The 26,513-nt window shown below is 59.6% G+C and carries 29 protein-coding genes; 18 read left to right on the top strand and 11 right to left on the bottom strand.

Features of this window, described 5'->3' with window-relative positions; genetic code table 11:
• Positions 1 to 39: 39 nt before the first annotated feature.
• Together C2E19_RS20705 and C2E19_RS20710 are read right to left on the bottom strand one after the other, a co-directional pair.
• Entirely contained in the window at positions 40 to 837 is a 798-nt protein-coding gene (locus tag C2E19_RS20705; RefSeq protein ID WP_129394864.1) for an ABC transporter substrate-binding protein, read from the bottom strand.
• 92 nt (positions 838 to 929) lie between these two features.
• Positions 930 to 1,553 (bottom strand): TetR/AcrR family transcriptional regulator, encoded by a 624-nt coding sequence (locus C2E19_RS20710; protein ID WP_129394865.1) that lies wholly within the window; start codon positions 1,551 to 1,553, stop codon positions 930 to 932.
• A gap of 184 nt (positions 1,554 to 1,737) precedes the next feature.
• Here C2E19_RS20710 and C2E19_RS20715 point away from each other — a divergent pair, with 184 nt between their 5' ends.
• The 8 genes from C2E19_RS20715 (at position 1,738) to C2E19_RS20750 (ending at position 11,057) form a co-directional block, all read left to right on the top strand.
• On the top strand, positions 1,738 to 3,522 hold the full coding sequence (locus tag C2E19_RS20715) for an acyclic terpene utilization AtuA family protein (protein WP_129394866.1): 1,785 nt from the start codon (positions 1,738 to 1,740) through the stop codon (positions 3,520 to 3,522).
• A gap of 12 nt (positions 3,523 to 3,534) precedes the next feature.
• Positions 3,535 to 4,404, top strand: a complete 870-nt coding sequence (locus C2E19_RS20720; RefSeq protein WP_129394867.1) for an SDR family oxidoreductase — start codon at positions 3,535 to 3,537, stop codon at positions 4,402 to 4,404.
• A 3-nt stretch (positions 4,405 to 4,407) separates the two neighbouring features.
• Entirely contained in the window at positions 4,408 to 6,024 is a 1,617-nt protein-coding gene (gene atuC, locus C2E19_RS20725) for a geranyl-CoA carboxylase subunit beta (protein ID WP_129394868.1), read from the top strand.
• 30 nt (positions 6,025 to 6,054) lie between these two features.
• Entirely contained in the window at positions 6,055 to 7,212 is a 1,158-nt protein-coding gene (gene atuD / locus C2E19_RS20730) for a citronellyl-CoA dehydrogenase (RefSeq protein WP_129394869.1), read from the top strand.
• Positions 7,209 to 8,006: an enoyl-CoA hydratase/isomerase family protein gene (locus C2E19_RS20735; protein ID WP_129394870.1), complete on the top strand. Its 798-nt coding sequence runs from the start codon at positions 7,209 to 7,211 to the stop codon at positions 8,004 to 8,006. Before atuD ends, C2E19_RS20735 begins: the two co-directional genes overlap by 4 nt.
• Before the next feature lie 121 nt (positions 8,007 to 8,127).
• Positions 8,128 to 10,089, top strand: coding sequence for an acetyl/propionyl/methylcrotonyl-CoA carboxylase subunit alpha (locus C2E19_RS20740; protein WP_129394871.1), 1,962 nt, complete (start codon positions 8,128 to 8,130; stop codon positions 10,087 to 10,089).
• A 70-nt stretch (positions 10,090 to 10,159) separates the two neighbouring features.
• Positions 10,160 to 10,702 (top strand): exonuclease domain-containing protein, encoded by a 543-nt coding sequence (locus C2E19_RS20745; RefSeq protein WP_129394872.1) that lies wholly within the window; start codon positions 10,160 to 10,162, stop codon positions 10,700 to 10,702.
• Positions 10,703 to 10,772: 70 nt separating this feature from the next.
• A complete protein-coding gene (locus tag C2E19_RS20750; RefSeq protein ID WP_129394873.1) occupies positions 10,773 to 11,057 on the top strand; it encodes a pyrimidine/purine nucleoside phosphorylase in 285 nt (94 codons plus the stop codon).
• A 71-nt stretch (positions 11,058 to 11,128) separates the two neighbouring features.
• On the opposite strand, the gene C2E19_RS20755 is transcribed toward C2E19_RS20750, so the two are convergent.
• Both C2E19_RS20755 and C2E19_RS20760 read right to left on the bottom strand, forming a co-directional pair.
• Positions 11,129 to 11,935: an MOSC domain-containing protein gene (locus C2E19_RS20755; protein WP_129394874.1), complete on the bottom strand. Its 807-nt coding sequence runs from the start codon at positions 11,933 to 11,935 to the stop codon at positions 11,129 to 11,131.
• A 165-nt stretch (positions 11,936 to 12,100) separates the two neighbouring features.
• A complete protein-coding gene (locus C2E19_RS20760) occupies positions 12,101 to 13,036 on the bottom strand; it encodes a chemotaxis protein CheV (protein ID WP_007908676.1) in 936 nt (311 codons plus the stop codon).
• A gap of 454 nt (positions 13,037 to 13,490) precedes the next feature.
• Here C2E19_RS20760 and C2E19_RS20765 point away from each other — a divergent pair, with 454 nt between their 5' ends.
• From C2E19_RS20765 to C2E19_RS20775, 3 genes are all read left to right on the top strand, one after another.
• Entirely contained in the window at positions 13,491 to 13,961 is a 471-nt protein-coding gene (locus C2E19_RS20765; RefSeq protein WP_129394875.1) for a hypothetical protein, read from the top strand.
• A gap of 452 nt (positions 13,962 to 14,413) precedes the next feature.
• Positions 14,414 to 15,307: a sensor histidine kinase gene (locus tag C2E19_RS20770; RefSeq protein WP_129396158.1), complete on the top strand. Its 894-nt coding sequence runs from the start codon at positions 14,414 to 14,416 to the stop codon at positions 15,305 to 15,307.
• Positions 15,304 to 15,963 (top strand): response regulator transcription factor, encoded by a 660-nt coding sequence (locus C2E19_RS20775; RefSeq protein ID WP_129394876.1) that lies wholly within the window; start codon positions 15,304 to 15,306, stop codon positions 15,961 to 15,963. Before C2E19_RS20770 ends, C2E19_RS20775 begins: the two co-directional genes overlap by 4 nt.
• On the opposite strand, the gene yegS is transcribed toward C2E19_RS20775, so the two are convergent.
• On the bottom strand, positions 15,947 to 16,864 hold the full coding sequence (yegS, locus tag C2E19_RS20780) for a lipid kinase YegS (RefSeq protein ID WP_129394877.1): 918 nt from the start codon (positions 16,862 to 16,864) through the stop codon (positions 15,947 to 15,949). The two genes, C2E19_RS20775 and yegS, sit on opposite strands and share 17 nt — an antisense overlap.
• 317 nt (positions 16,865 to 17,181) lie before the next feature.
• On the opposite strand from yegS, the gene C2E19_RS29080 reads away from it, so the two are divergent.
• Entirely contained in the window at positions 17,182 to 17,487 is a 306-nt protein-coding gene (locus C2E19_RS29080) for a hypothetical protein (protein WP_174823943.1), read from the top strand.
• A 59-nt stretch (positions 17,488 to 17,546) separates the two neighbouring features.
• Here the strand turns inward: C2E19_RS29080 and glp are convergent, their stop codons facing one another.
• Both glp and moaB read right to left on the bottom strand, forming a co-directional pair.
• Positions 17,547 to 18,773: a gephyrin-like molybdotransferase Glp gene (gene glp, locus C2E19_RS20790; protein ID WP_129394878.1), complete on the bottom strand. Its 1,227-nt coding sequence runs from the start codon at positions 18,771 to 18,773 to the stop codon at positions 17,547 to 17,549.
• Positions 18,757 to 19,296 carry a molybdenum cofactor biosynthesis protein B gene (moaB, locus tag C2E19_RS20795; RefSeq protein WP_123466480.1) on the bottom strand — a complete coding sequence of 180 codons (540 nt, stop codon included), beginning with the start codon at positions 19,294 to 19,296 and terminating at the stop codon, positions 18,757 to 18,759. Before moaB ends, glp begins: the two co-directional genes overlap by 17 nt.
• Before the next feature lie 81 nt (positions 19,297 to 19,377).
• Here moaB and mobA point away from each other — a divergent pair, with 81 nt between their 5' ends.
• Together mobA and C2E19_RS20805 are read left to right on the top strand one after the other, a co-directional pair.
• Positions 19,378 to 19,980 (top strand): molybdenum cofactor guanylyltransferase MobA, encoded by a 603-nt coding sequence (gene mobA / locus C2E19_RS20800; RefSeq protein WP_129394879.1) that lies wholly within the window; start codon positions 19,378 to 19,380, stop codon positions 19,978 to 19,980.
• A 78-nt stretch (positions 19,981 to 20,058) separates the two neighbouring features.
• On the top strand, positions 20,059 to 20,280 hold the full coding sequence (locus tag C2E19_RS20805; protein ID WP_007908660.1) for a YgdI/YgdR family lipoprotein: 222 nt from the start codon (positions 20,059 to 20,061) through the stop codon (positions 20,278 to 20,280).
• 77 nt (positions 20,281 to 20,357) lie between these two features.
• Here C2E19_RS20805 and C2E19_RS20810 read toward each other — a convergent pair whose 3' ends face one another.
• The 3 genes from C2E19_RS20810 to C2E19_RS20820 all read right to left on the bottom strand — a co-directional run bounded on the left by C2E19_RS20810 (position 20,358) and on the right by C2E19_RS20820 (position 21,987).
• Positions 20,358 to 21,248 carry a pseudouridine synthase gene (locus tag C2E19_RS20810; protein ID WP_129394880.1) on the bottom strand — a complete coding sequence of 297 codons (891 nt, stop codon included), beginning with the start codon at positions 21,246 to 21,248 and terminating at the stop codon, positions 20,358 to 20,360.
• A 71-nt stretch (positions 21,249 to 21,319) separates the two neighbouring features.
• A complete protein-coding gene (locus C2E19_RS20815) occupies positions 21,320 to 21,637 on the bottom strand; it encodes a transcriptional regulator (protein ID WP_095189592.1) in 318 nt (105 codons plus the stop codon).
• 113 nt (positions 21,638 to 21,750) lie between these two features.
• Positions 21,751 to 21,987, bottom strand: coding sequence for a glutaredoxin family protein (locus C2E19_RS20820; RefSeq protein ID WP_129394881.1), 237 nt, complete (start codon positions 21,985 to 21,987; stop codon positions 21,751 to 21,753).
• Between the two features lie 196 nt (positions 21,988 to 22,183).
• Between C2E19_RS20820 and C2E19_RS20825 the strand changes: the two genes are divergently transcribed.
• Positions 22,184 to 23,896, top strand: a complete 1,713-nt coding sequence (locus C2E19_RS20825) for a monovalent cation:proton antiporter-2 (CPA2) family protein (RefSeq protein ID WP_129394882.1) — start codon at positions 22,184 to 22,186, stop codon at positions 23,894 to 23,896.
• Here the strand turns inward: C2E19_RS20825 and C2E19_RS20830 are convergent.
• Positions 23,893 to 25,101 carry an ammonium transporter gene (locus C2E19_RS20830; protein WP_129394883.1) on the bottom strand — a complete coding sequence of 403 codons (1,209 nt, stop codon included), beginning with the start codon at positions 25,099 to 25,101 and terminating at the stop codon, positions 23,893 to 23,895. The two genes, C2E19_RS20825 and C2E19_RS20830, sit on opposite strands and share 4 nt — an antisense overlap.
• 305 nt (positions 25,102 to 25,406) lie before the next feature.
• Here C2E19_RS20830 and C2E19_RS20835 point away from each other — a divergent pair, with 305 nt between their 5' ends.
• Genes C2E19_RS20835 through C2E19_RS20845 form a run of 3 tightly spaced genes read left to right on the top strand, consistent with a single transcriptional unit; the run spans position 25,407 to position 26,445 of the window.
• The gene (locus tag C2E19_RS20835; protein ID WP_053122315.1) at positions 25,407 to 25,721 is read left to right on the top strand and encodes a YqjD family protein; all 315 of its coding nucleotides are present in this window, start codon (positions 25,407 to 25,409) and stop codon (positions 25,719 to 25,721) included.
• A 2-nt stretch (positions 25,722 to 25,723) separates the two neighbouring features.
• Positions 25,724 to 26,110, top strand: coding sequence for a phage holin family protein (locus C2E19_RS20840; protein WP_008079909.1), 387 nt, complete (start codon positions 25,724 to 25,726; stop codon positions 26,108 to 26,110).
• A complete protein-coding gene (locus C2E19_RS20845) occupies positions 26,107 to 26,445 on the top strand; it encodes a hypothetical protein (protein ID WP_129394884.1) in 339 nt (112 codons plus the stop codon). The genes C2E19_RS20840 and C2E19_RS20845 overlap by 4 nt, the downstream gene beginning before the upstream one ends.
• The last annotated feature ends 68 nt before the right edge of the window (positions 26,446 to 26,513 follow it).

Below are 26,513 nucleotides of genomic sequence, written 5' to 3' on the forward strand. Positions count from 1 at the left end.
CGCGCAGGGAAATTTAGCCTTTGCCGGGAAATCACTGCCTCAGTGGTGAGGCACTGGCACCACGGCAATCTTGTACGGATCGAAAATCTTCAGCATTTCACCGTTGTCGCGCAAACCCTGCAGCAGTCTGGAAAATGCCTCGCCGGTGATCGGCGCGGTCGGCCGCAGGATCGCGTAATGGTGATAGACCTGATCGATACGCTGCGAAACCAGCAGCTCATCACGGACTTTTTCATTGCGCAGCAGATAATCGAACAGATAGGAGCGCGTCACCAGCGCAATATCGGCGCGCCCGCGCAGGACCATCAGCAAGTTGCTGTCGTGGGAATAGGTCAACGTCGCGTTGAAGTTCTGCGCAAGGAACTTGGGATCTGCGTTGAAGCTGGCGAATTCATAGTGATAGCCGCTGAACAACGCCAGACGCTTGCCGGTCAGGCTGGCAAAATAATTTTGCTGGCGCCCGTCTTCACGTTGCGCGACGAAAATCTCGGCGTCTTCCAGGCCCATATCGACATCGGTGTGAGGAATATCCTTCCAGCCCCATTCCGGATTCTCGAAGATCGCCATGTCGATCCGGCCCTGCTTGAAATCACCAAAGCGCCGTGGAATCGACGTCGGCACGAGGACGAACTGGTAGTCGCTTTGCTGCGCGTTCAGGGCCTCGACCAATTGCGGCAGCAGGCCGGTGTCGGCACCGTTTTCCGGGCGAACGGTGTAAGGCGGAAAATGCGCCGCGCCGACCCGAACCAGTTGCGCTGCCTGAGCGGGCAATACCCATATTGCAGCCAGCGCTGCGAGCATCAACCCCGCAGCCGTCCGAATTGGCGAAGACTTCAAAACACCCCACTCCCCGAAAAAATACCGATCATTGCATTCAAGCTAGGCGGTTTCGCCCAGTTAGCCAGTTTCCCGGCTCGATAGAAAGTCGCTCAACGCTCTTCGAGGACCAGAATCAACGCCTCTTCAGCCAGCTGTTCGAGGCTCAAACCACCGCCAGCACGGAACCAGGTGGTGGTCCAGGACAGTGCGCCCGTGAGGAAACGTCGGGTAATAAATACGTCGCCGCGAATAAAACCTTGCGCCTTGGCTTCGCCGAGCACTTGCAGCCACAACTCTTCATAAACATCGCGCAACGCCAGCACTTTGGCCTGGCCGTCTTCGGACAACGAGCGCCATTCGTAAACCAGCACCGCCATCGCTTCGCCACTGCCGCCCATGATCGACTGCAATTCACAGCGGATCAGCGCCAGCACCCGCTCGCGCACATTGCCGGCTTCGGCGAGTGCCGCGCGCATCAATGCAGTGTTGTAACGGATGGTTTCTTCCATCACCGCACGGAGAATTTCATCCTTGCTTTTGAAGTGATGAAAAATGCTCCCCGACTGAATGCCGACTGCACCGGCCAGATCACGCACCGTGGTGCGTTCGTAACCTTTGTTACGGAACAGGTGAGCCGCCACTTGCAGCAATTTGCCGCGGGCGCTGTCCGGGTCGGTCAACTGACCTTCGTCGACCAATTCGCGCATGACCCTCAGGGCTTTTTGCTCGTCCACCCGTTCTCTCCTACAGTCGATCTGTCTGTTGCCCCCTGAAACCGCAGGGTTGCGCGCAATTTAAGCCGCCAGCGACGACCAAGCAAGCGCTTGGGCAGAAGATAATCTTAGCCATTTACAAACCAAGCGCTTGCTTGGTAGCCTCAAGGCACTTCTGTCGCAGGTTCCTGAGTCGGAGATAAAAATGCCAAACACCGTCCGCATCGGATGCGCCAGTGCATTCTGGGGTGACACGTCTACCGCCGCCGCGCAGCTTGTGGCCGGAGGGCGCCTGGATTATCTGGTGTTCGATTACCTGGCCGAGATCACCCTGTCGATCATGGCCGGCGCACGCATGAAAGATCCGCAGGCGGGTTTCGCCGGTGACTTCATCGAAGTCCTGACGCCGCTGCTGCCACAACTGGCAGAACAGAACATCCGCGTCATCAGCAACGCCGGCGGGGTCAATCCGCTCGCCTGCGCCGCCGCATTGCAAGCGGCCTGCGACAAGTCCGGAATCAAACTGAAAATCGCTGTACTGCTCGGCGATGACCTGCAACCGCAATTCAAACAGCTCAGTGGCATCCGCGAGATGTTCAGCGGCGCACCGCTGCCGCCGCTGTGCGTGTCGACCAACGCCTACCTCGGCGCACCGGGCATCGTCGAAGCCCTGCGCCTGGGCGCCGACATCGTCATCACCGGGCGAGTGGTCGACAGCGCCGTGGTCAGCGCCGCACTGGTGCACGAATTCGGCTGGGCATGGCACGACTACGACAAACTTGCGCAAGCCGCGCTGGCCGGGCACATCATCGAATGTGGTGCGCAATGCACCGGCGGCAATTTCACCGACTGGCGCGACGTGCCGGATTACGAACACATCGGCTTTCCGATCGTTGAAGTCAGCGCCGACAGCCAATTCACCGTCAGCAAACCCGAGGGCTCCGGCGGACTGGTCACACCGCTGACCGTCGGCGAACAGATGCTCTATGAAATTGGTGACCCACAGGCGTATCTGTTACCCGATGTGGTCTGCGATTTCACTGAAGTCAGGCTTCAGCAGCAAGGCAAGAACATCGTCCATGTGCATGGCGCCAAAGGCTTGCCGCCGAGTGACAAATACAAGGTCAGCGCGACCTCGCCGGATGGTTTCCGCTGCACCGCCAGTTGCCTGATTGCCGGCATCGATGCGGTGGAAAAGGCTCAGCGCGTCAGTCAGGCGATCATCGATAAAACCGCAGAGATGTTCAGCCAGCGCGGCTGGGCGCCTTACAGCGAAATCAGTATCGAACTGCTCGGCAGCGAAGCCACCTACGGCCCCCACGGTCAGCGCCGCGACAGCCGTGAAGTGGTGATCAAACTCGCCGTGCGGCATCCGCACAAACAGGCGTTGGTACTGTTCTCGCGGGAAATCGCCCAGGCCGCGACCGGCATGGCGCCGGGGCTGACCGGCATCGTCGGTGGACGGCCAACGGTGTACCCGTTGATCCGGCTGTTCTCTTTCCTGATCGAAAAAAGCGCCTGCACCCTGCAAATCGAGATGGCCGGTGAGCGCCATCCTTGCGCCCTGCCCGCACAGGTGGCGCTCGACAGCGAAGACTTGCCGATTGCTCATCAACCGCCGAAACCACAGGGCCGCGCCGATGCCAGCGTAGCGCTGGTAAAACTGGCCGTGGCGCGCTCCGGTGACAAGGGCAATCACAGCAACATCGGCGTGATGCCGCGCCAGCCTGAATATCTGCCGTGGATTGCCGAAGCGCTGACCCCGGCCGTGATCGTCGAATGGATGAGCCATGTGCTCGATCCGATCCACGGCCGCGTCGAACGCTGGTATCTGCCCGGCACCCACAGCCTCAATTTTCTCCTGGAAAACGCTCTCGGCGGTGGCGGCGTGGCCAGTCTGCGCATCGACCCGCAGGGCAAAGCCTTCGCCCAGCAATTATTGGAAATCCAGATCCCGGTGCCGCAGAGCATCGCCGAACAGCTCGACTAGAGGATGGTTTGCATGGCTTACGCGTCGATTTTCAACGCCGATCTGTTCAGCGGCCAGACCATCATTGTCACCGGTGGTGGCAGCGGCATTGGCCGCTGCACCGCGCATGAACTGGCAGCACTCGGCGCCAATGTGCTGCTGGTCGGGCGCAAACCGGAAAAGCTCGAAAAGGTCGCCGCCGAAATCGCCGAGGACGGTGGCCGTGCGCACTGGCAGGCCTGCGATATCCGCGATGAAGAAGCGGTGAAACAACTGGTCAGGGAGCTGATCTCCGCGCACGGGCCAATTCATGGACTGGTCAACAATGCGGGCGGCCAATACCCGTCGCCGCTGGCCTCGATCAATCAGAAAGGTTTCGAAACCGTGCTGCGCACCAATCTGGTCGGCGGCTTTCTGATGGCGCGGGAAGTGTTCAACCAGTCAATGAGCAAACACGGCGGCAACATCGTCAACATGCTCGCCGACATGTGGGGCGGCATGCCCGGCATGGGTCATTCGGGCGCGGCGCGTGCGGGCATGGATAACTTCACCAAGACCGCCGCGTTCGAGTGGGGTTATGCCGGCGTGCGGGTCAACGCCGTGGCGCCGGGCTGGATCGCCTCAAGCGGCATGGACACTTATGAAGGTGCGTTCAAAGCGGTGATTCCGACCCTGCGCGAGCATGTGCCACTCAAGCGCATCGGTACCGAATCGGAAGTCAGCGCGGCGATCGTGTTTCTGCTCAGCCCGGCGGCGGCATTCATCAGCGGCAGCACCTTGAAAATTGATGGTGCAGCCAGCCTTGGCAGTCGCGCGTGGCCGCTGCACAAGGCGACTCACAGCGAGTCGTTCAATGGGTTTCACCGGGCGTACCTTCCGGATGTCCTCAAGGACAAGGAATAAGCCATGCCGCAGATCCAGTCCCAACTCGACCCGCACAGTGAGGCCTTCACCCGTAACCGGACGGCGATGCTTGCGGCCATCGAGCAAGTGCAGCAGCTCGAACAAAACCTGCTGAACAAAGCAGCCGAAGCGAAGGAGAAGTTCGACAAGCGCGGGCAATTGCTCCCGCGCGAACGCCTGAACCTACTGCTCGATCCCGGCGCGCCGTTTCTGGAACTGGCCAGCCTCGCCGGTTACAAGCTGCATGACGACAAGGACGGCAGCGCGGCCGGTGGCGGACTGATCGCCGGCATCGGTTATGTCTCCGGTATCCGTGCAATGGTCGTGGCGAACAACAGCGCGATCAAGGGCGGCACGATCTCGCCGAGTGGTCTGAAAAAATCCCTGCGCCTGCAACAGATCGCCCAGGAAAACAAACTGCCGGTGATCACTCTCGCCGAAAGCGGCGGCGCCAACCTCAATTACGCCGCCGAGATTTTTGTCGAAGGCGCGCGCAGTTTTGCCAATCAGGCGCGCATGTCGGCGCTGGGTTTGCCACAAATCACCGTGGTCCATGGCTCGGCCACGGCCGGCGGCGCCTATCAGCCAGGCCTGTCGGATTACGTGGTGGTGGTGCGCGGCAAGGCCAAGCTGTTTCTCGCCGGGCCGCCGCTGCTCAAAGCGGCGACCGGCGAAGTCGCCACCGATGAAGAACTCGGTGGCGCCGAGATGCACGCGCAGGTCGCCGGCACGGCTGAATACCTGGCTGAAAACGATGCCGATGGCGTGCGCCAGGTGCGTGAAATCCTCCGCATGCTGCCGTGGAACGAGCAACTGCCATGGCTGCCGGAGCCGCAATACAAAGAGCCGCTCTACCCGATCGAAGAACTGCTCGGCTTGATCCCGGACGATCCGAAAAAGCCTTACGACGTGCGCGAAATCATCGCGCGGATTGCCGATGAATCGTGCTTTCTCGAATTCAAGGGCGAGTTCGATCAGCAAACCATCTGCGGCCAATTGAAGATCCAGGGTCGCGCCTGCGGTTTCATCGGCAACAACGGACCGATCACCCCGAACGGCGCGAGCAAGGCAGCGCAGTTCATTCAACTGTGCGATCAAAGCCAGACACCGCTGCTGTTTTTCCACAACACCACTGGCTTCATGGTCGGCACCGAATCCGAGCAACAAGGCGTGATCAAACACGGTTCGAAACTGATTCAGGCGGTGGCGAATGCGCGAGTGCCTAAACTGACCATCGTCGTCGGCGGTTCCTACGGTGCCGGCAACTATGCGATGTGCGGACGCGGACTCGATCCGCGCTTTATCTTTGCCTGGCCAAACAGCCGCACGGCGGTGATGGGCGGCGCGCAGGCCGGCAAGGTTTTGCGCATCGTTACCGAGGCCAAACAACTCAAGGACGGCCTGGTGCCGGACCCGAAAATGCTCGACATGCTCGAACAAGTCACCGCGCAGAAACTCGACAGCCAGTCCACCGCGCTCTATGGCAGCGCCAATCTGTGGGATGACGGGCTGATCGATCCACGCGACACGCGCACCCTGCTGGGCTATTTGCTGGACATCTGCCACGAAGCCGACATTCGCACGCTGCAACCCAACAGCTTCGGCGTCAGCCGGTTCTGACCGCCACGGATCCTACGGAGAACAATAACAATGATCTTCACCCCGGAACACGAAGCCCTGCGCCGTACCGTCCGCCAGTTCGTCGAACACGAGATCAATCCGCACGTCGACGAATGGGAAAAGGCCGGCCGCTTTCCGATCCACGAGATTTTCCGCAAGGCCGGCGATCTGGGTTTACTGGGCATTTCCAAACCGGAAAAATTCGGCGGCATGGGCCTCGATTACAGCTATTCGATTGTCGCCGCCGAAGAGTTCGGCACCATTCATTGCGGCGGCATTCCGATGTCGATCGGCGTACAGACCGACATGTGCACCCCCGCCCTCGCCCGCTTCGGCTCCGATGAATTGCGCGACGAATTCCTGCGCCCGGCCATCACCGGCGAGCAGGTCGGCTGCATCGGCGTTTCCGAAGTCGGTGCCGGCTCCGACGTCGCCGGGCTGAAAACCACTGCGCGCAAGGACGGTGACGACTACGTGATCAACGGCAGCAAGATGTGGATCACCAACTCGCCAAGCGCCGACTTCATCTGCCTGCTGGCGAACACTTCGGACGACAAACCGCACATCAACAAGTCGCTGATCATGGTGCCGATGAACACAGCGGGGATCAGCCTCAGCTCGCACCTGGACAAACTCGGCATGCGCAGCTCGGAAACTGCCCAGGTGTTTTTCGACGACGTGCGCGTGCCGCAGCGCAATCGTATCGGCCACGAAGGCGCCGGGTTCATGATGCAGATGTTGCAGTTTCAGGAAGAACGTCTGTTCGGCGCGGCGAACATGATCAAGGGCCTGGAATATTGCGTCGACAGCACCATCGAGTACTGCAAGGAGCGCAAGACCTTCGGCAATGCGCTGATCGACAACCAGGTGATCCACTTCCGCCTCGCCGAATTGCAGACCGAAATCGAATGCCTGCGCGCGCTGGTCTATCAGGCGACCGAGCAGTACGTGAAGGGTCAGGACGTCACGCGCCTGGCATCGATGGCCAAGCTCAAGGCCGGGCGCCTCGGCCGCGAAGTCAGCGACAGCTGCCTGCAATATTGGGGCGGCATGGGTTTCATGTGGGACAACCCGGTGGCCCGCGCCTATCGCGATGTGCGGCTGGTATCGATCGGCGGCGGTGCCGACGAAATCATGCTGGGGATCATCTGCAAACTGATGGGCATTCTGCCGGGGAAAAAGAAATGAGCAACCTGCCCGACTGCCAGACGCTGCTGCTGGAAACGCATGGCGGCGTGTTGCACATCACCCTCAATCGCCCGGACAGCCGCAATGCGATGAGCCTGCAAATGGTCGCCGAATTGCGCGCGGTGTTCGCGGCAGTACGTGACGACCGCACGGTTCGCGCCTTGGTCCTCAGCGGCGCCGGCGGGCATTTCTGCGCGGGTGGTGACATCAAGGACATGGCCAATGCGCGCGCGCAGGGCGCCGACGCCTACCGAGAGTTGAATCGCGCGTTCGGCGCCTTGCTCGAAGAAGCGCAGCACGCGCCGCAAGTATTGATCACGCTGTTGCAGGGCGCCGTGCTCGGTGGCGGCTTCGGTCTGGCGTGTGTCAGCGACATCGCCATCGCCGATCATCAGGCGCAATTCGGTTTGCCGGAAACCAGTCTTGGTCTGTTGCCGGCGCAGATCGCGCCATTTGTCGTGCAGCGCATCGGCCTGACCGAGACCCGCCGGCTGGCGCTCACCGCTGCGCGTTTCGATGGTCACCAGGCGCGGCGTCTGGACCTGGTGCATTTTGTCGAGCAGGATGCGCAGGCATTGGCCGAGCGCCTCGATGAGGTACTGCAACATGTGCTGTGTTGTGCGCCGGAGGCGAATGCAATGACCAAGAAATTGTTGTTGGCGAGTGCCGGGCAGCCGTCGAGTGAATTGCTCGATGAAGCGGCTCGATGGTTCAGCGAAGCGGTAACGGGGGACGAAGGAATCGAGGGCACGATGGCTTTTGTGCAAAAACGCAGACCGCGGTGGGCCACCTGAAAAGCTTCGCGAGCAAGCCCGCTCCCACATTGGATCTGTATCGTGCACAAATCTCCTGTGGGAGCGGGCTTGCTCGCGAAGAGGCCTGTAAATCCACCGCCAAAACCTCAGGAAACTCACCATGCCCGCCATCCAGAAAATCCTGATCGCCAACCGCGGTGAAATCGCCTGCCGCATCCAGCGCACCGCTCAGGCTCTCGGCTACCGCACCGTCGCCGTCTACAGCGATGCCGACGCCGATGCCCTGCACGTAAAAATGGCTGATCAAGCCGTGCACATCGGCCCGGCGCCCGTGCAAGAGTCCTACCTGAACATCCCGGCAATCCTCGATGCCGCCCGCCGCAGCGGTGCCGACGCGATCCATCCCGGTTACGGCTTTCTCTCGGAAAACGCCGGGTTCGCCCGCGCCTGCCAACAGGCCGGCCTGACGTTCATCGGCCCCAGCGCTGCAGCCATCGAACTGATGGGCAGCAAACGCCTGTCGAAAATCGCCATGCTCGACGCTGGCGTGCCGTGCATCGCCGGCTATCAAGGCGCCGAACAGGACGACGCAACCCTGTTGCGCGAAGCCGCACGCATCGGTTATCCGCTGATGATCAAGGCCAGCGCCGGCGGTGGTGGACGCGGCATGCGCCTGGTGCACGACGCATCCGAGTTGCCCGCGCAACTTCGCACTGCGCGCTCCGAAGCCCTGAACGGTTTTGGCAGCGACGAATTGATTCTCGAACAGGCATTGATCGAACCGCGCCACGTTGAAGTGCAACTGTTCGGCGATCAACACGGCAATCTGATTTACCTCGGCGAACGCGATTGCTCGATCCAGCGCCGCCACCAGAAGGTCATTGAAGAAGCGCCCTGCCCGGTGATGACTGCCGAACTGCGCCAGGCGATGGGCGAAGCGGCGTTGCAGGCCGGGCGCGCAGTGAACTACGTGGGCGCCGGCACCGTGGAGTTTCTGCTCGATGCGCGTGGACAGTTCTACTTTCTGGAGATGAATACCCGTCTGCAGGTCGAACACCCGGTGACTGAACTCATCACCGGGCTGGATCTGGTCGCCTGGCAACTGCTCGTTGCCGAAGGGCAGCCGTTGCCACTGACGCAAGATCAAGTGCAGCTCAGTGGCCATGCGATGGAGGTACGCCTTTACGCTGAAGATCCGGCGGCAGGTTTCCTCCCGCAAACCGGTCGCATACACGCCTGGGAACCCGCGCAGCAGCATGGTGTGCGCATCGACCATGGCTTGCTTGAAGGTCAGGCTGTCAGCCCGTTCTACGACCCGATGCTGGGAAAACTGATTGCCCATGGCGCGACCCGCGAGGAGGCGCGGCGCAAACTTCTGCGCGCAGTGCAGGACACGGTGTTGCTGGGTGTACAAAGCAATCAGCGTCTGTTGGTCAGCTTGTTGCAGCATCCGCAATTCGTCAGTGGCGAATTCAGTACAGCGTTCATCGCGCAACACTTCAGCGAGCATCCCTGCTTGCAGGCGCATGTGCCAAGTGCCGAGGCGCTGACCGTGGCGGCCATATTGTTCTACCAGACCGGCGCCCAGATGCATCGGCCCGCATTGAACGGATGGCGCAATAACGCCAGTGTTGCGCTGCATTATCGCCTCGGACTGGACGAACAGAATTGGCCCTTGCAACTGCTCGCGCGCGCCGATGGCAACGTTCAGGTGCAGGTGGCAGAACAACGTTTCGAAGTGCGGATCATCGACTGCAGCCCCTACGCGGTGACACTCGAAATCGACGGCCTGCGCCAGCGTCACGCCTACCGTATCGAAGGCGAGCAACTGTGGCTGTTCACCCATCCTGGCAACTTGCGGCTGGAGGACCGAACTCACGCCATCATCAGCAGTCAGACCAGCGTCAGTTCCGGCACCTTGAAAGCGCCAATGGACGGTGCCATCGTCGACGTGCTGGTCAGCGAAGGCAGCCCGGTCAGCAAAGGTCAGTTGCTGGTGGTACTGGAGGCAATGAAAATGGAGCACCCGCTCAAGGCCGGCATCGATGGCGTGCTCAAGCGGGTGCAGGTCAAGGTTGGCGATCAGGTAAAAAATCGTCAGGTTCTGTTGCAGGTCGAGTAGTCACCCACACACAAGCGCTGGGTTTGACTACGCTCTGAATAATCAGGACGCGGAAATCAGGAACCCTGCGATGCCACATTGGCTGGTCATAGATCTGGAAGCCACCACCGACGAGGGTGGCTGGCCGGTCACGGAAATGGAAATAATCGAGATCGGCGCGACGCTGGTCGATCGTGCCGGGCGCGAGCAGGATCACTTTCAACGCTTCGTCAAACCGACGCGGCGCCCATTGCTGACACCGTTTTGTCGTGAACTCACGCACATCACCCAGGCCAATATCGATTCGGCGCAGCCGTTGAGTGAGGTCTGGCCGGCGTTCGAGCGTTGGCTTGCCCAGCATCAGAGCCGCCTCGAAGGCTGGGCCAGTTGGGGCGATTACGATCGCAAGCAGTTGTTGCAGGAATGGCAACGCCTGCACATCGACAGCGGTTTGAGCAAAGTGGCGCACATGAATCTCAAGCAGCGCTTCGCCAAGGCCCGACGCCTGGAGCGACCGTTGGGGCTGAACGGCGCGTTGCAACTCGCCGGGATGCAATTCAGCGGTCAGCAACACCGGGCGCTGGAGGATGCGCGCAATACGGCGCGGTTACTGCCACTGGTTCTGCCACTTTAGGCGCGTGACGGCGCCAAAAGCCTTGTGCATACTGGCCGCCCCCTTTTTAGCCCTTTTCGAGGAATCGCCCATGTTTAAAGTCAACGAGTACTTCGACGGCACCGTCAAGTCGATCGCCTTTGGCACTGCTGAAGGCCCTGCGACCATCGGCGTCATGGCCCCGGGCGAATACGAATTCGGCACCAGCCAACGTGAAATCATGCACGTGGTGTCCGGCGCACTGACGGTCAAACTGCCGGACAGCAGCGACTGGGAAACCTTCGCCGCCGGCAGCCAGTTCAACGTTCCGGCCAACAGCAAGTTCCAGCTGAAAGTCGCGGTCGAAACCGCTTACCTGTGCGAATACCGCGGCTAAACCCGCGGGTTCCACAGCGCAAAAAAATGCCCGTGGCGTAAAGACACGGGCATTTTTTATGGCAACGACGTTTACTCGAGCACTTCCACCGACATGCCCACTTCAAGTCGGCCATTACTGTCATTCACCAGGTTCTGACCGAACATCGCGCCATCGGCCTGAGCACGGTACTTCTGCAGCGTCGCCAGCGGCTCGCGGTCAGCACTGCGCTCGCCGGTTTGCGGATCAATGGTGGTGAGAATGCAGCGCGAGCAGGATTTGACGATGCGGAACTCGACATCGCCAATGCGAATACGCTTCCAGCCATCTTCGGCGTAAGCCTCGCTGCCTTCGATCACCAGATTCGGTCGGAAACGCAGCATTTCCAACGGTCGCCCGACCTTTTGCGCAAGGTCCTGCAGTGACGCCTCGCCGATCAGAAGCAGCGGAAAGCCGTCGGCGAACGCGACCTGATCGTCATCCTTGCCGAAACCTGCCTGCGTCATCCGCGCGCGCGCCATCGGCACTTGAACCAGACGAGTTGGCTTGCCGATGAAATCACTGACCCAGCGCGCAGCCTCATCGCCAGCGTCTGGCACGCGCAGGGTGTCACGCCAAATGGTCACGCCGCGCAGTTCGGCGTCATCGCCGGGCAAGGCAATGTCGATGGCAGACTGTTCAGGAGCGCGCAGGGTCAGCCCACCCTGAGCATTCCACAGGGCCGACAACTGGCTCATTTTCGCTTCAGCGCGCTGGGTCAGGAAGCGGCCGCTGGCTTCATCCACGAGCATCCAGCGTCGGTCGCCATCAAGCCCCAGCTTGTCGAGATCGACGCTTTGCAGCACATCGACTTTGCCGGATTTCAACGGGTAACGATAAAGCGCGCTCAGACGCAGCATGGCCAGCTCCCTGGAGGATAAAGACGCCACCCTATACGAGCTGGTTCAGGGAATCAAAGAGCAAAGACTGTAGGAGTGAGCCCGCTCGCGATAGCGGTGTAGCAAGCAATGACTGGGGGCTGACACCCCGCTATCGCGAGCAGGCTCACTCCTGCACAGTGTGTGTCAGGCCGGGACTTCGTCGAGCATCAGGCGCTGGCGCACCACGTCGACCAGTTTGTCCGGCTGGAACTTGGAGAGGAAATTGTCGCAACCGACCTTCTTCACCATCGAGTCGTTGAAGCTGCCGGACAGCGAGGTATGCAACACCACATACAGGCCGCGCAGACGCGGATCGTTGCGAATTTCGGTGGTCAGACGGTAACCGTCCATTTCCGGCATTTCCGCGTCGGTGAAGATCATCAGCAGCTTGTCGGTCATGTTCACGCCGGTGTCGGCCCAGGCCTTGAGCATGTTCAACGCCTTCAGGCCGTCGCTGGCGATGTGCATTTTCACCCCGAGCTGGCCAAGGGTGTCGCGCAATTGCGAAAGCGCCACATTGGAATCGTCCACCAACAGCACTTCGCGGCCACGGGCACGCTCCAGCACTGGATCTTCGAGCTTTTCGCGGGAGACTTTGGCGTTGTACGGAACGATCTCGGCGAGAACTTTTTCGACGTCGATGATTTCCACCAGTTGATCGTCAACCTTGCTGATCGCGGTCAGGTAGTGCTGACGGCCAGCGCTGGTTGGCGGCGGCAGAATGGCTTCCCAGTTCATGTTGACGATGCGATCCACACCACCGACCAGGAAAGCCTGCACCGAGCGGTTGTATTCGGTGACGATGATCGTGCTGTTCGGCCCCGGCACCAGCGGGCGCATGCCGATCGCCTGAGACAGGTCAATCACCGGCAACGTCTGCCCGCGCAGATTGACCACACCACAGACAAACGGGTGCCGCTGAGGCATCAGGGTCAGTTTCGGCAACTGCAGCACTTCCTGCACCTTGAACACGTTGATCGCGAACAATTGGCGCCCGGCCAGTCGAAACATGAGAATTTCCAGGCGATTCTCACCCACCAGTTGCGTGCGTTGGTCTACCGTGTCGAGAATGCCGGCCATCAATGACTCCTGGGCTTGTTCTGTTGAATTCACTAAGAGGGTTTATCGGCTGCGTGCGGCGAATCTTGATGACTGCTAAATTCGCATAGCAAAATGCCACAACCGGCCATTGATGTCACATTAACATCATGGTTTACTGGCCCCCGTGATTTCATCTGCTACAGTCCTTGCGGCGCGACCTCGGTTTGCGTCCCAGGTTCCCGCGTCTAGGGGATTCCCCTACCCACAATCAGGCCCAACCTGATATTCGCGATATCCAATAGCCATTAATGTGACGCCATTCTCATTGCATGAACGGAGTCAGGCTATTGTGTGCGATCGCAGTTCAGTGGAAACACATCCTCTTGAAACCCCGAACTTGTGCACCTGCGCACCGGGGCGCGATCTCGCGACGGTTCATCATCGTCGACACACACGGCATTCCCTCATCAGACATGACGTGGTGGAGATAAGCATGCCAATCGACCGTAAAGAGTGGGCCCAGCGGTTCCCCGAATTTCTCGTCGAGGCTGAAACGCTGCTGGCCAAGTCCGAAGAGTGCCTCAGCCACCTGCAATTGATCAGCAACGACAAAGATGCCATCGATTGCATGCTTACTACCCTCCTCAAGCTCGCGGGCAGAGCCCAGGCCTTGGCCCTGGAAGCTGTTTCCGAGTTTTCCCTGCACATTTACGGCTTGCTCAACCTCGCGCAGGATCATGTCGACCTGCACGAACAGGCGCTCGCGGCCTTGAAAGACTGCTTCACGCTGATGGCCTGGCAGCTCGAACTGGTTGATCAGAACACCGGGCAACTGGGCCTGGATGACAGTGAACAGACCTCGTTGCTCGAGGCCTTTGCCTTTCAGGTCGGCCAGACTCGTTTTCAACCGGTACCCGCGTCACAGCCTTTGTCACTTATGTCCTATTCAGAGCGACAGGCCTGACGAACGCGCATGTCGTAATTGAAATGTTCATACCTGCCAGCGACAAGACCCATTAAATAACCCACCTGACCAGAGCGGATATTTTCCAGCAGGCCTCAGGGTTTTCCTGTGTCCAGGTAACCCAACTTCGGACACGTAACGATATCTATCGAACTCGATAAACTGACTTTTTCCATTATGGAACTTACGTCCAACATGTCGTATTTCCTGACTTATTGGACATATATGGCAAACGCGACCAACGGTATCTTAAGTGGTATTATGCCGACCGTTAGTTGCTTTCAATTTAATGGCACTGTGACTTCAGAGATCGACATCCAGCGAAGTTGACGGTCAATACCGCGCACTGAAGCCTGTTGAAATCAATAATATATTTGTCAGCATTTCCAGACAGAGACCCGTCAGCCTTCGGCAGGTCTACCCGCAGCGAACATCCATTGGCTCCATCCGTTATGTACGCCAGCCTCAAGTCAATCTCTACATGGCCACCCTCCCGGGAAAATGCCCGCCGGTTCACCCTCATATTGTGTGTGCTCGCGGCACTGGGCAGTCTGCTGACCTATGGTTTTTCCCTGCCACTTTACTTCGGGTTGCTGTCGCTCAACATCGCGGCCACGGCTTGTGTATGGGTGCAATATCGGCTGTCGCGCAAATCGATCAAGTTTCAGCCGCAAGAACTCGCTGATCGCTTGCTCGAAGTCCAGGAAAACGAGCGCCATCGCCTCAGCCGCGAATTGCACGACGACATTGGCCAGTTGCTGACCGCCGCCAAACTGCAAAGCGAGTGGCTCAAGCGGCGCCTGCCGGAAGATTTGCAAGAGCACTGCACAACGCTCTGCGACACGCTCGAAGAAACCCTCAACAAGGTGCGCGATGTTTCGGCGATCCTTAACCCGCGCCAATTGACCAGCCTTGGCCTGGAGGCCAGCCTGCGCGCGCACCTGCTCAAGACACTGGCCAACACCCCGGTGCACTGGAGCCTCGATTGCCAGCAGCGCCTCAACGGTATTCCTGAAGAAATGGCGGTCGCCGCGTTCCGTATCGCGCAGGAAGCCGTAACCAATATCCTGCGTCACGCCCAGGCGAAGAACCTGCTGATACGCGTGCAGCGACTGCCTCAGGGACTGACGCTGATGATCACCGATGATGGCCAGGGATTTGCGCCAGCCGCCAATCCGGGGCGAGAAGGACAACGGGGCATGGCCGGGATGGCCGAACGTATCGAGCAATTGGGTGGCACGCTGAGCGTCACCAGTGAGCCTGGCAATGGCACTCGGATCGAAGCACTTTTCCCCTGGGCGCCCCGGGCACTCGAGCGGGCCAGTACGAATAAGGTTATGCGTTGACTTGTAACTTACTTCTGGTGGATGACCACTCGCTGATCAGGGCCGGCGTTCGCGCTCTGGTATTGGATATTCCCGGTTACGCAGTAATCGGCGAAGCCAATGACGGCTCGCAACTGCTCGAAATGGTCGAGCAGTTGAGTCCCGACATCGTGCTTCTGGATATTTCCATGAAGGAAACCGGCGGCCTCGAAGCCCTGCAACGGCTCAAACGTGTGCGCCCACAAAGCAAAGTGCTGATCCTGTCGATGCACACCGATCCTGCGCTGATCATGCAGGCACTGGAGTCCGGCGCCCACGGTTATCTTCTGAAGGACACCACTGCCACCGAACTCGAACACGCGCTGGAAGCCTTGCGCAACGGCGAGCGTTATTTGAGTCCGGCGATCGCCCACACGGTGATCACCCAGGCGCTGACCCGGAATCAGAAGCAGCAACCGGAAGTGGCCGACTCGCATAATCTGACGGCGCGTCAGCTGGAAATTCTCCGGCTGATCGTGCGCGGCAAATCCACCCGGGAAATTGCCAACGGCCTCGGCCTGAGCATCAAGACTGTCGAGACCCACCGCTCGCAGATCATGAAACGCCTGCAAATCTACGATGTGGCGGGCCTGGTGCTGTTCGCCGTGCGCGAGCAGATCATCAGCCTTGATGATTGACCGACGGTTTGCCGCCCAACAGCGGTGAACCCTTGGGCAAATGCACCCGCAACGCCGCCCGACGCGCTTCAAAGCGCATGCTGTCGCCCTCCAGCGGTTCGCCGTCAAGATTGATATAAAGCCCCTCGGCCACCTTGATCTCGACCCACGGCAAGCGAGTGCGGACGAACATGTTGTCGATGCCGAAGCCGTCGCTGAGCAGGTTCTTCAATGTCCCGACCAACTCCTGTGGCGCCGGCAGGATACTGATATCGAGCATCCCGTCATCGACCAACGCCTGGGGACACAACACGTGCCCGCCACCGGCCTGGCGACCGTTACCGATGCCCAACGCCAGCAGGTCGCCACGCCAGTGGAAATCCGGCCCTTGCAGCTCACCATGGGCGGCGTGCAGCTCACTGAATCGCGACAATCCGGTGAACAGGTAGGCAGCGCCACCCAAGACCTTTTTCAGGTCTTCCGAGGTGTTGGCGGTGACCTGACTACCGAAACCGCCCGTGGCCATATTAAGGAAGATCTGCCCGCCCACTTCGCCCAGATCGATAGCCGATGGCGGTGTATCGAGCAGTTCAAGCGCCTCGGCCGGTTCCAGCGGAATACCCGCCGCACGAGAAAAATCGTTGGCCGTGCCCAGCGGCAATAGCACCAGGCTGGCCTTATGGGGTTGTTGCGCAAGGGCTTCGGCGATGTCGCGCAAGGTGCCATCACCGCCGCCGGCAATAATTTGCGTGTACCCCGCCTCCAGCGCCTCCGTCACCAGACGTTGCGCATCGCCGGCTTCCCAGGTCAGTCGAACCGCCAGCTCCCAGCCTTTCTCGCGCTTGGCCTCGACGGCGGCACGTACGGACTCGTTGAGTGCCTGCTTGCCATGCAGAATCAATAGCGCCCTTTGCTCACTCATAACAGTCACTCCGACAATGGTTGGGTCATGAGATATCCGACCCTCGAAGCGCACAAAAAAGTCGCGGGAGTCGCAATTAATTCAGGCGTCTGGCCGCGACGTCCTACAGGGTGGTATTTATTCTTACAAAAAATGCGGAAACGGCTTAATTGACCAGACTTTGTGTCTAGTCCACCGTGTGTCGGCGCTATCAATCTGCAACCCAACAATACACAAGGATGTGCATGTAATGAGTGGATACACCTTCACGACTATCGACAATCAATCGGGCGACATCCGTTGCCAACGTCAACTCGAAGCAGAAGGCGGATGCGCTCATGCAAAGCGTTGATGCCAGAAAGCCAGTGAGTCAGACCGTACCCGCCAGTGACTGTCACCTGTTGCATAAAACCGATACCAAAGACCGCGCCAAAACCACTGGAGACATTGCTATGGAACCTCGATTTGCCGAGCTTGAAACCCATCTCAAGTACATTCGACGCGACATGGACGAAGTCAGAGGTGACGTCAAATCGATCAAGCATCGTCTTGCCTATGCGGCAGGGGCAACCGCAGTGGTATTGGGTCTGCTGGGCTGGGTGGCCAACAGCCGTTTTGATCAGTTGGTGACGCTCGTGGGCTGAATGTCCGGAGTGCTGGCGCCGGTTGTTTGCAACCGGCACGGCACTCACAACAGCGAGTTTCAACCGAGAAGATCACTCAACGGGATGAAACTCACCTCATCACCGGCCACCAACGTTCTTCCTTCCAGCACCTCTACAAGACCATCGGCCCAGGCAGCACTGCGCAGAACACCGGAGCTTTGATTGCGGTAAATGATTGCCCGCCCCTGCTCAAGACGACCGCGCAAATATTCCCGCCGGTTGCCGGCTTGCGGCCAGTCGAAGCCCGCAGGCACCTTGAACTTCAGCGGTTCGAGATCCTGCACACCTTGCCGGCGCAACAGATAAGGGCGAGTCAGCAAGGCGAACGTCACCAGCGTCGACGCCGGATTCCCTGGCAAACCGATCACTGGCACATTGCGAAAATGGCCGACGGTCAATGGTTTGCCTGGCTTGATCGCGAGCTTCCACAACGCCAGCTCTCCCTCCTCCCGCAACGCGATGCCAAGAAAGTCGGCCTCGCCGACCGACACGCCACCGGTGGAAAGAATCAGGTCAACGTCCTGCAGTTCGCCCAGGCGGGTTCGGGTGGTGGCCAGATCATCCGGAAGAATGCCGGCATCGATCACCTCGCACCCAAGCCGCTGCAGCCAGCTGCACAGCACCACGCGATTGCTGTTGTAGATCTGCCCCGGGCCTAACGCCTGCCCCGGTTCGACCAGCTCATCCCCGGTCGAGAGCACCGCCACACGGACCTTGCGCACGACATTGAGTCCGGCACAACCCAACGATGCAGACAAGCCCTGCTCGATCGGGCCGAGCCGGGTTCCAGCCTCAAGGATCAATTCACCAACGGTGGTTTCCTGACCTTGCGGGCGGATGTTCTGTCCTGCGGCCATCGTCTCGATGAAACGTACCCGGCCATCGGCCTGGACCTCGGCGTTTTCTTGCATCTCGACGCAATCTGCACCCGCTGGAACCGGCGCACCGGTAAAAATCCGCGCGCAGGTTCCCCGCTGCAAAGGCTCGGGCGCCTGACCGGCAAAAACTTTCTGGCTGACCGGCAGCGGTGCGCCCGTCCAGTCCGCCAGATTCAGGGCATAGCCATCCATGGCGCTGTTCGGCCACGGTGGCAGATCAAGGGTCGAAATCAGATCCTCGGCCAGCACCCGTCCCTGAACCTCGGCCAGCGGCAAGTATTCACGCTCGCTGATGGGTGAGGCCGTGGCCAGTTCCAGCAAGCGCGCCAGCGCCGCCTCGACGGGCATCAGGCTAGCGGTCTTGCCCGGCTTACCCACGGGATTCACAAGGTGCCGCCTGTTTCAGATGCGTAACGAAATTGCACGGACGGTGCCGAGCATCGAGCTGTTCGCCAAGAATGCCGTCCCAACCTGTACGCACCGCGTTGGTCGAGCCCGGCAAGCAGCAAACCAGCGTACCGTTGGCCAGCCCGGCCAGTGCGCGCGATTGCACGGTCGAAGTGCCGATGTCGGCTACCGAAATCTGCCGGAACAGTTCGCCGAAACCATCCACTTGCTTGTCGAGCAGGCACGCTACCGCTTCCGGCGTGCTGTCGCGGCCGGTGAAACCGGTGCCGCCAGTGATCAGCACCACTTGCACGACATCGTCGGCAATCCAGTTGGCGACTTGCGCACGAATTTTGTAGAGATCATCTTTGAGCAAGACCCGCTCCGCCAGAAGGTGACCAGCCGCCGTCAAGCGGTCGACGAAGACCTGGCCTGAGGTGTCGGTTTCCAGGGTACGGGTATCACTGACAGTCAGTACCGCTATATTGAGCGGCACGAAAGGTACATCAGCCTTGGCTTTCATAGGCTCGTCCAGTTGTAGGAGAAACAGCCCGGTGTTATATCACAGCGCCCCATTTTTTCGCCGCCCCCGTGGAGAGCTGCCATGACCCTGAATACGCAATTGCCACCCTGCTCCATTCTGCTCCTGGCAGGCGGACGCGGCCAACGCATGGGCGGCCAGGACAAAGGACTGGTGGAGTGGCTGGGCGAACCGTTGATTGCCCATCTGCACCGCAAGGTGCGGGCGCTGACTGATGACCTGATCATCTCGTGCAACCGCAATAGTGAGCGTTATGCACCGTTTGCCGATCAGTTGGTCACAGATGACGAAGGCGATTTTCCCGGGCCGTTGGCCGGTATCCTTGCGGGCCTGAACGCCGCCCGCCATTCGCACCTGCTGGTGTTGCCGTGCGATGTTCCGCGGATTGACGCAGCACTGCTGCAAAGCATGCGCGAGACCGCCAGGCAGAATCCTGAAAAACCTTTAATGTTGCGCCATGACGGCCATTGGGAACCGCTGCTGTGTGTTATTCCGGCCGCCCTTTTGCCTGCATTCGAAGAGGCCTGGAACAGCGGTGAGCGCAGCCCTGGCCGGGTCATGCGCAACCTTGGCGCCTGTGCACTGGAATGCCCTGACAATGACTCGCGACTGGCCAACCTCAATACCCCCGAACTGTTAAATTCGCACAACACTGTGTCAGACTGACAGCACTCAAGGAACTCTCACGCCTTGTATACGTCTCAAGCTCAGTAACCAAAAGAATTCCCATTCGGAGACACACCCATGACTCAACGGACCCTCGCCACTTTCATGCTCGCACTGGGCCTGGCTACCCTCGCTGGTTGCTCGTCGCCTACAGTGATCACCTTGAATGACGGTCGCGAAATCCAGGCCGTCGACACCCCGAAATACGATGACGATTCGGGCTTCTACGAGTTCAAACAGCTGGACGGCAAAGAAACTCGCATCAACAAGGATCAGGTTCGTACCGTTAAAGAGCTGTAAGCTCTGGGTCGACACCGGATACAGAAAAGCCCGCATTATTGCGGGCTTTTTCATGGGCGCTGAAAAATGGACTCACCTCACCACTGCAAAGTGATCCGGCTCTCGAATTGCCGTTCTTCACCCGTCACCGGATCGATAAATCGTAGCCCCTGCGCCAATAGTTTGAGCGGATTGGCGTAGTCATCCTCGACGTCTTTCAGCACATCCGGATAAAACGGATCGTTGCAGATGCTCGCGCCAAGGGCGGTCATGTGCACACGCAGTTGATGCTTCTTGCCGGTCACCGGGAACAGCCCATAACGCCAGAGTTCACCGTTTTTTTCACGGACTTCCACCGCTGTTTCGGTATTGCTGACACCCGGCCCTTCCTGCATGCGAAAGAACGGCTGGCCATCGACCAGGCGGCTTTTGTGGATCAGTGGAAAATCAAGATCGGGCAAGGCCGGGGCAATCGCCTCGTAACGCTTGTCGATCTGCCGTGTCGGGAACAGCGACTGGTAGGCCGAGCGGGTTTGCGGATTGGCCGAGAAAATCACCAACCCCGCCGTGTGCCGATCGATCCGGTGCAGCGGCACCAGATGGGGGTTGTCCAACCGCCGAATCAAGCGCCGCAGCAGGGTTTGCTCGACATACTCGCCGGCGGGTGTCACCGGCAGAAAATGCGGCTTGTCGGCGACCACCAGATGTTCATCGGCATAGAGAATCGACTCGACCACCGGAATCGGTTTTTCGTCCGGCACTTCGCGGAAGTAGTGAATCCGCAGACCTTCCTTGTACGGCAGATCCAGCGCGATCGGCTGGCCCTGACCATCGAGTACCCGACCGCGGGCAATCCGGTCCAGCCATTGCTCGCGGCCAATCGCACTGAAATGCTCGCACAGGCAATCGAGTACGGTCAGCCAGGAACCGGGCGGCAGGTACAGCGTGCTGGCCTGATTGTGAGCAGCAGAGAAAGTAGAGGTGGACATACGCGAATTCGAATCCTCAAGACAGGGCGGCATTATCCAACACCGACGGAAACGAACCTAGCGCAGAATCCTCAGGCGGGAATCGATTTGAGCGCCGCGGCCTCGGTGAACTCCTTGAGCCAGCGCAGCACATCGACGGCCTCCCAGCGTCCCGGATCATACAAGGCGTACAGCAAACCCTGATAGCCGACCACATCGAGTTGCCGGTGGTAACCGGCACGCTGAAACAAGGCTTCGATCTCGGCAAAACAGGTGTTGAAATGCAGCTTGTTGAACGGCGTCTTGCCTTCCGTGACCAGCCCGTCCAGGCGCAATTCGAGGACGGCCTCGCGCACCACGTCAACCGACATCCGGTTCACGCTGTTCTTCAACTGTTCGACATTGACCACGGTTCATCCCTCTGACGCAATTACTGTATGAACATACAGTAACCGAATAAACCGCAAAGTGCCAAGGGATGGATGCACGGTGACGACCAGCGGGGCAACGTTGCGAAAATCGCTCAGCGCAGGAACGCCACGACTTGATCGGCGCTGAACGGCCAGTCCAGTTCCGCACCGGTATCGACCCGACGCAGTACCGGGATGCGCAGGCTGTAAGCCTCGAACCAGCGCTCGTCTTCAGCGATGTCTACCAGCTCGACCAGCAGACCATGCTCGACAAAAGGCATCAGCTCGGCTTCAGCCACTTCACAGAGATGGCACCCCAGGGTGCCGAACAGCTGACATTCAGGAGGCATGTGCGCTCAACCAACAATTAATTCGCCCATTCTAGGCCCCCCTCCAAAAGCCGTCGACCCGCTACTGCCCAAAGGCTCGAGCGCTGCACGCGCAAAACCCTGACGCACATCAGTTGGCAGAAATGGCAATTACGCGATCCTCCCGGACTTTTTGCCTCTACGCTTGAGAAGCTTGAGCCTGACATCGGAGTGTCCCGTGTTTGCCAATCTGTTGATCATCCTCGCCTCGTCCCTCGTGGTGATTGCCCTGTTCCGGCGCCTGCGCCTGCCACCGGTTCTGGGTTACCTGTGCGTCGGATTACTGGTCGGGCCGAGTGCCTTCGACTGGGTCAATGAGAGTGAACACCTGCCCGATGTGGCTGAACTGGGCGTGGTGTTCCTGCTGTTTTCGCTGGGGTTGGAGTTCTCCCTGTCGAAGATGATTGCACTGCGTCAGGTGGTGTTTCGTCTGGGCAGTCAGCAGGTGTTGATCAGCACCGCGTTGCTGGGTTCGCTGCTGATGCTGCTGGGCATGCCGCTGACGCCTGCGCTGTTGCTGGGCGCAGGGCTGTCGTTGTCGTCCACGGCCATCGTCACCAAGGAATTGGGTAGCCTTGGTGAGGTGTTCAGCAGTCACGGCCAGAATGCGGTCGGCGTTTTACTGTTTCAGGATGTCGTCGCCGTGTTGCTGCTGACGCTGGTCCCGGTATTCGCCGGCAGCAGCGACCAGGCCTGGTATTGGGCTTTACCGCTGACCCTGGCAAAAACCGTGGTGCTGTTTGTCGGGCTGCTGCTGGCCAGTCGCTGGTTGCTACCACGGCTGTTCCATGAAGTTGCCGCGTCGCGCTCGGCGGAGTTGTTCGTGCTGCTGGCGTTGGTGATCGTACTGCTGACAGCATGGCTCACGCATTTGCTGGGTTTGTCGCCTGCTCTGGGGGCCTTCCTCGCTGGCATGTTGCTGGGTGAAAGCCACTATCGGCATCAGATCGAGGCGGACATTCGGCCGTTCCGCGACATTCTGCTCGGGGTGTTTTTTGTCAGCATCGGCATGCTGATCGATCTGCAATTGTTCGTCAGCCACAGTCTGTTGATCCTCGGCCTCACGCTGGGACTGATGATCATCAAGGGCATCGTCGTCGCGCTGCTGGTGAAGTGGCGCGGCAGTGACAGTGAAACGGCATGGCGCAGTGGCCTGGCGTTGGCGCAGGGTGGCGAATTCTGTTTTGCCTTGATGGCACAGATGCAGCAGAACAGCCTGATGCCCAATGAACTGGGCGCGCTGCTGCTCGCAGCGACATTCTGCTCGATGCTGCTGACCCCGCTGTTATTGCGCGCCGCGCCACGCCTCGCTGCGGCCTTGCACCGCAAGCCCAATCAGGAAGCGCAGATCGAGGAGATCAGCGCGCTCAATGCTGGCCTCGATAAACATGTGGTTATTTGCGGGTACGGCCGGGTCGGCCAATCCATCGGCCGTTTCATGCGCAACGCCAGCCAACCTTTCATTGCGCTGGACAATGATCCGGTACGAATACAGGAAGCCGCCTCGGGCGAAAGCGACGTGCACTACGGCGACTCATCGCGCGGCGATCTGTTGACCGCCGTCGGCCTGTTGCGCGCGAGGTTACTGGTGATCGCCGTCGACCAGAGTGATGTGGCCCTGCGCATCCTCAAGGAGGCGCGCCGGCTCAACGCGCACGTGCCGATTCTGGTGCGCACCCGCGACGACAGCCAATGGGCTGAACTGAAAGCCGCCGGCGCCACCGAAGTGGTGCCGGAGCTGCTGGAATCGAGCCTGATGCTCGCCTCTCACGCGCTGATCATGCTCGGACTGCCGGCGCATCAGGTGCAGGAGAAAGTCGATCAGGTGCGTATCGATCGCTATCGCCTGCTGCACGGCTTCTACCCGGGAGCCGTCGATGAGGAGACTTAATCCTGGCTCACCGCGCCGATCTTGTGCAGTGAAAGATCGGCGCCGTAATACTCTTGTTCCTGACTCAGGCGCAGCCCGTGCAGCGCCTTGATCGCGCCGTAGACCACGAACCCGCCGAGCAGCGCCACGGCGACACCCAGCGCGGTGCCGAGCAACTGGCTGATGAGGCTGACGCCGCCGATGCCACCCAGCGCAGTCTGGCCGAAGATACCGCAGGCAATCCCGCCCCACACGCCACACAAACCGTGCAATGGCCAGACACCCAGCACATCGTCGATGCGCCATTTGACCTGCGCAGCGGTAAAGCACCAGACGAACAATGCACCGGCAATCGCTCCGGTCACCAAGGCGCCGACCGGGTGCATCAAATCAGAACCGGCACAGATCGCCACCAGGCCAGCCAACGGGCCGTTGTGCAGAAAACCCGGGTCATTGCGCCCGACGAGCAATGCCGCCATGGTGCCGCCGACCATCGCCATCAACGAGTTGACCGCGACCAGACCACTGACGCCTTGCAACGTCTGCGCACTCATCACGTTGAAACCGAACCAGCCGACAATCAGAATCCACGAACCGAGCGCCAGAAACGGAATGCTCGACGGCGCGAATGCGACCAGTCGTCCATCGCGATAGCGGCCATTGCGCGGGCCCAGCAACAGCACGGCAGCCAGCGCCAGCCAGCCGCCCATGGCGTGCACCACCACCGATCCGGCGAAATCATGGAAGGCAGCACCGAACTGCAACGTCAGCCAGGCTTGCAGGCCATAGTTGCCATTCCAGATCATGCCTTCGAAAAACGGGTAGATGAAGGCCACGATCAATGCCGTGGCGCACAGCTGCGGAACGAAGCGCGCTCGTTCGGCAATGCCGCCGGAAATGATCGCCGGAATCGCCGCAGCAAAGGTCAGCAGGAAGAAAAACTTCACCAACCCGTAACCATGATCGGCACTCAGTACAGCCGCCGGCTGCATGAACGTCACGCCGTAGGAGATCCAATAGCCTATAAAGAAATAGGCCAGCGTCGAGACGGCGAAATCACTGAGGATTTTCGACAATGCGTTGACCTGGTTCTTCTGCCGGACGGTTCCGACCTCGAGAAAGGCGAAGCCGGCATGCATGGCCAGGACCATCACCGCGCCGATCAGAATGAACAACGTATTGGAGCTGTGAACCAGCGTGTCCACAGCGCTTTGCAGATTTTCCATGAATAGGCAGACCTGAAGGCTAAAAAGGCACCAAAGCGGTTCGTGCGCACATTTCATGCACCAAGTTGCGACCGCGCGGTCACCGAATGGAATTTCGGCTGAACCGTTTTGGCGCACGAGGTCGATGTGCTGACACCCACCGGGATTATTTGAGTTAAGGTTTTCCTGCATGCGCGCCCGGCAACAGCGCACGACTTGCGAGCGACGCACCACGACACAGCAAAAGTTGTACCAGTCATTTCTACTGAACCTTCGCGCAAGGCTCATACTCGAACGCTTCAGACGTCACTTACGGAGATCCACCCATGGCCAGCATCAAGGCAAAGACTGCTCAAGAAATCCTCATGAACGACTTCCAGACCCTGGTCGCCGACACCGAACGGTTGCTCGAGCACACCGCCACCCTGGCCGGCGATCAGGCGGATGAACTGCGCGAACAGATTCACGACAGCCTGCTGCGTGCCCGGGAAACTTTGAAGTTGACCGAAGACACCTTGCGCGAACGCGGTCAGGCTGCTGTCAGCGCCACTGAAGATTATGTCTCGGCCAATCCATGGCAATCGGTGGGCATCGCGGCCGGTGTCGGCTTTCTGATTGGCCTGCTGGCCACGCGGCGCTGATCATGTCGATCGGTGAATCCGGCCCGACTGCGGGCACCGCCTCCTCCACCCGGCGCCTGGGCGCAGCCGTTCTCGGTCTGCTGCACAGCCATGTCGAATTGTTCGGCATCGAATTACAGGAGCAAAAATCACGCACCGTCAGCCTGTTGCTGTTCGCAGGCCTGGCGCTGGTGTTTGCTCTGCTGTTGCTGGTGGGTTTATCGACACTGGTCATGATCATCTTCTGGGACACTTATCGCCTTGCCGCGATCATCGGCCTGTGCGTGTTTTATACCCTGGCTTCGATCTTCTGCGGGCTGCGCCTCAAGGCTGCGATTTTCGATGAGTCCTCGCCCTTCCACGGCACGCTCGAAGAGCTCGCCAACGACCGGGAGCGCCTGCTGCCATGAGCCTGCCTGAACTTCCACACAACAGCTCACGCCGGGAAATGCGCAAGGCACTGATTCGCTTGCGCATGGAAATGCATCGCCAGGAAATCCGTCATGAAGTCGGGCAAGTGCTGCAGCCATTGCAGCGCGTGCGCGGCATGACGCAGAACCTGCACGACGGTTTTGGTATCAAGCACGCGCCGTTGTGGGGCGTGGCCGCTGTCACGCTACTGGGCTTTCTCACCGGCAAAGGCGCAAAAAGCGGCGGCGTCGGTGGTCTGACCCGGTTGGTTCGACTGGGCACCAGCCTTGGCCCGTTGATCAAACTGGTGATGCAGAGTTCAAGCAAACGCTAAGCCGATACATCTGGCTACATTCTTGCACTGTCGCTGGGATGAACCTCTTTACCCGGAGGTTCAATCCC

This window comes from Pseudomonas sp. DTU12.3, from assembly GCF_004124275.1.
GTDB lineage: Bacteria > Pseudomonadota > Gammaproteobacteria > Pseudomonadales > Pseudomonadaceae > Aquipseudomonas > Aquipseudomonas helmanticensis.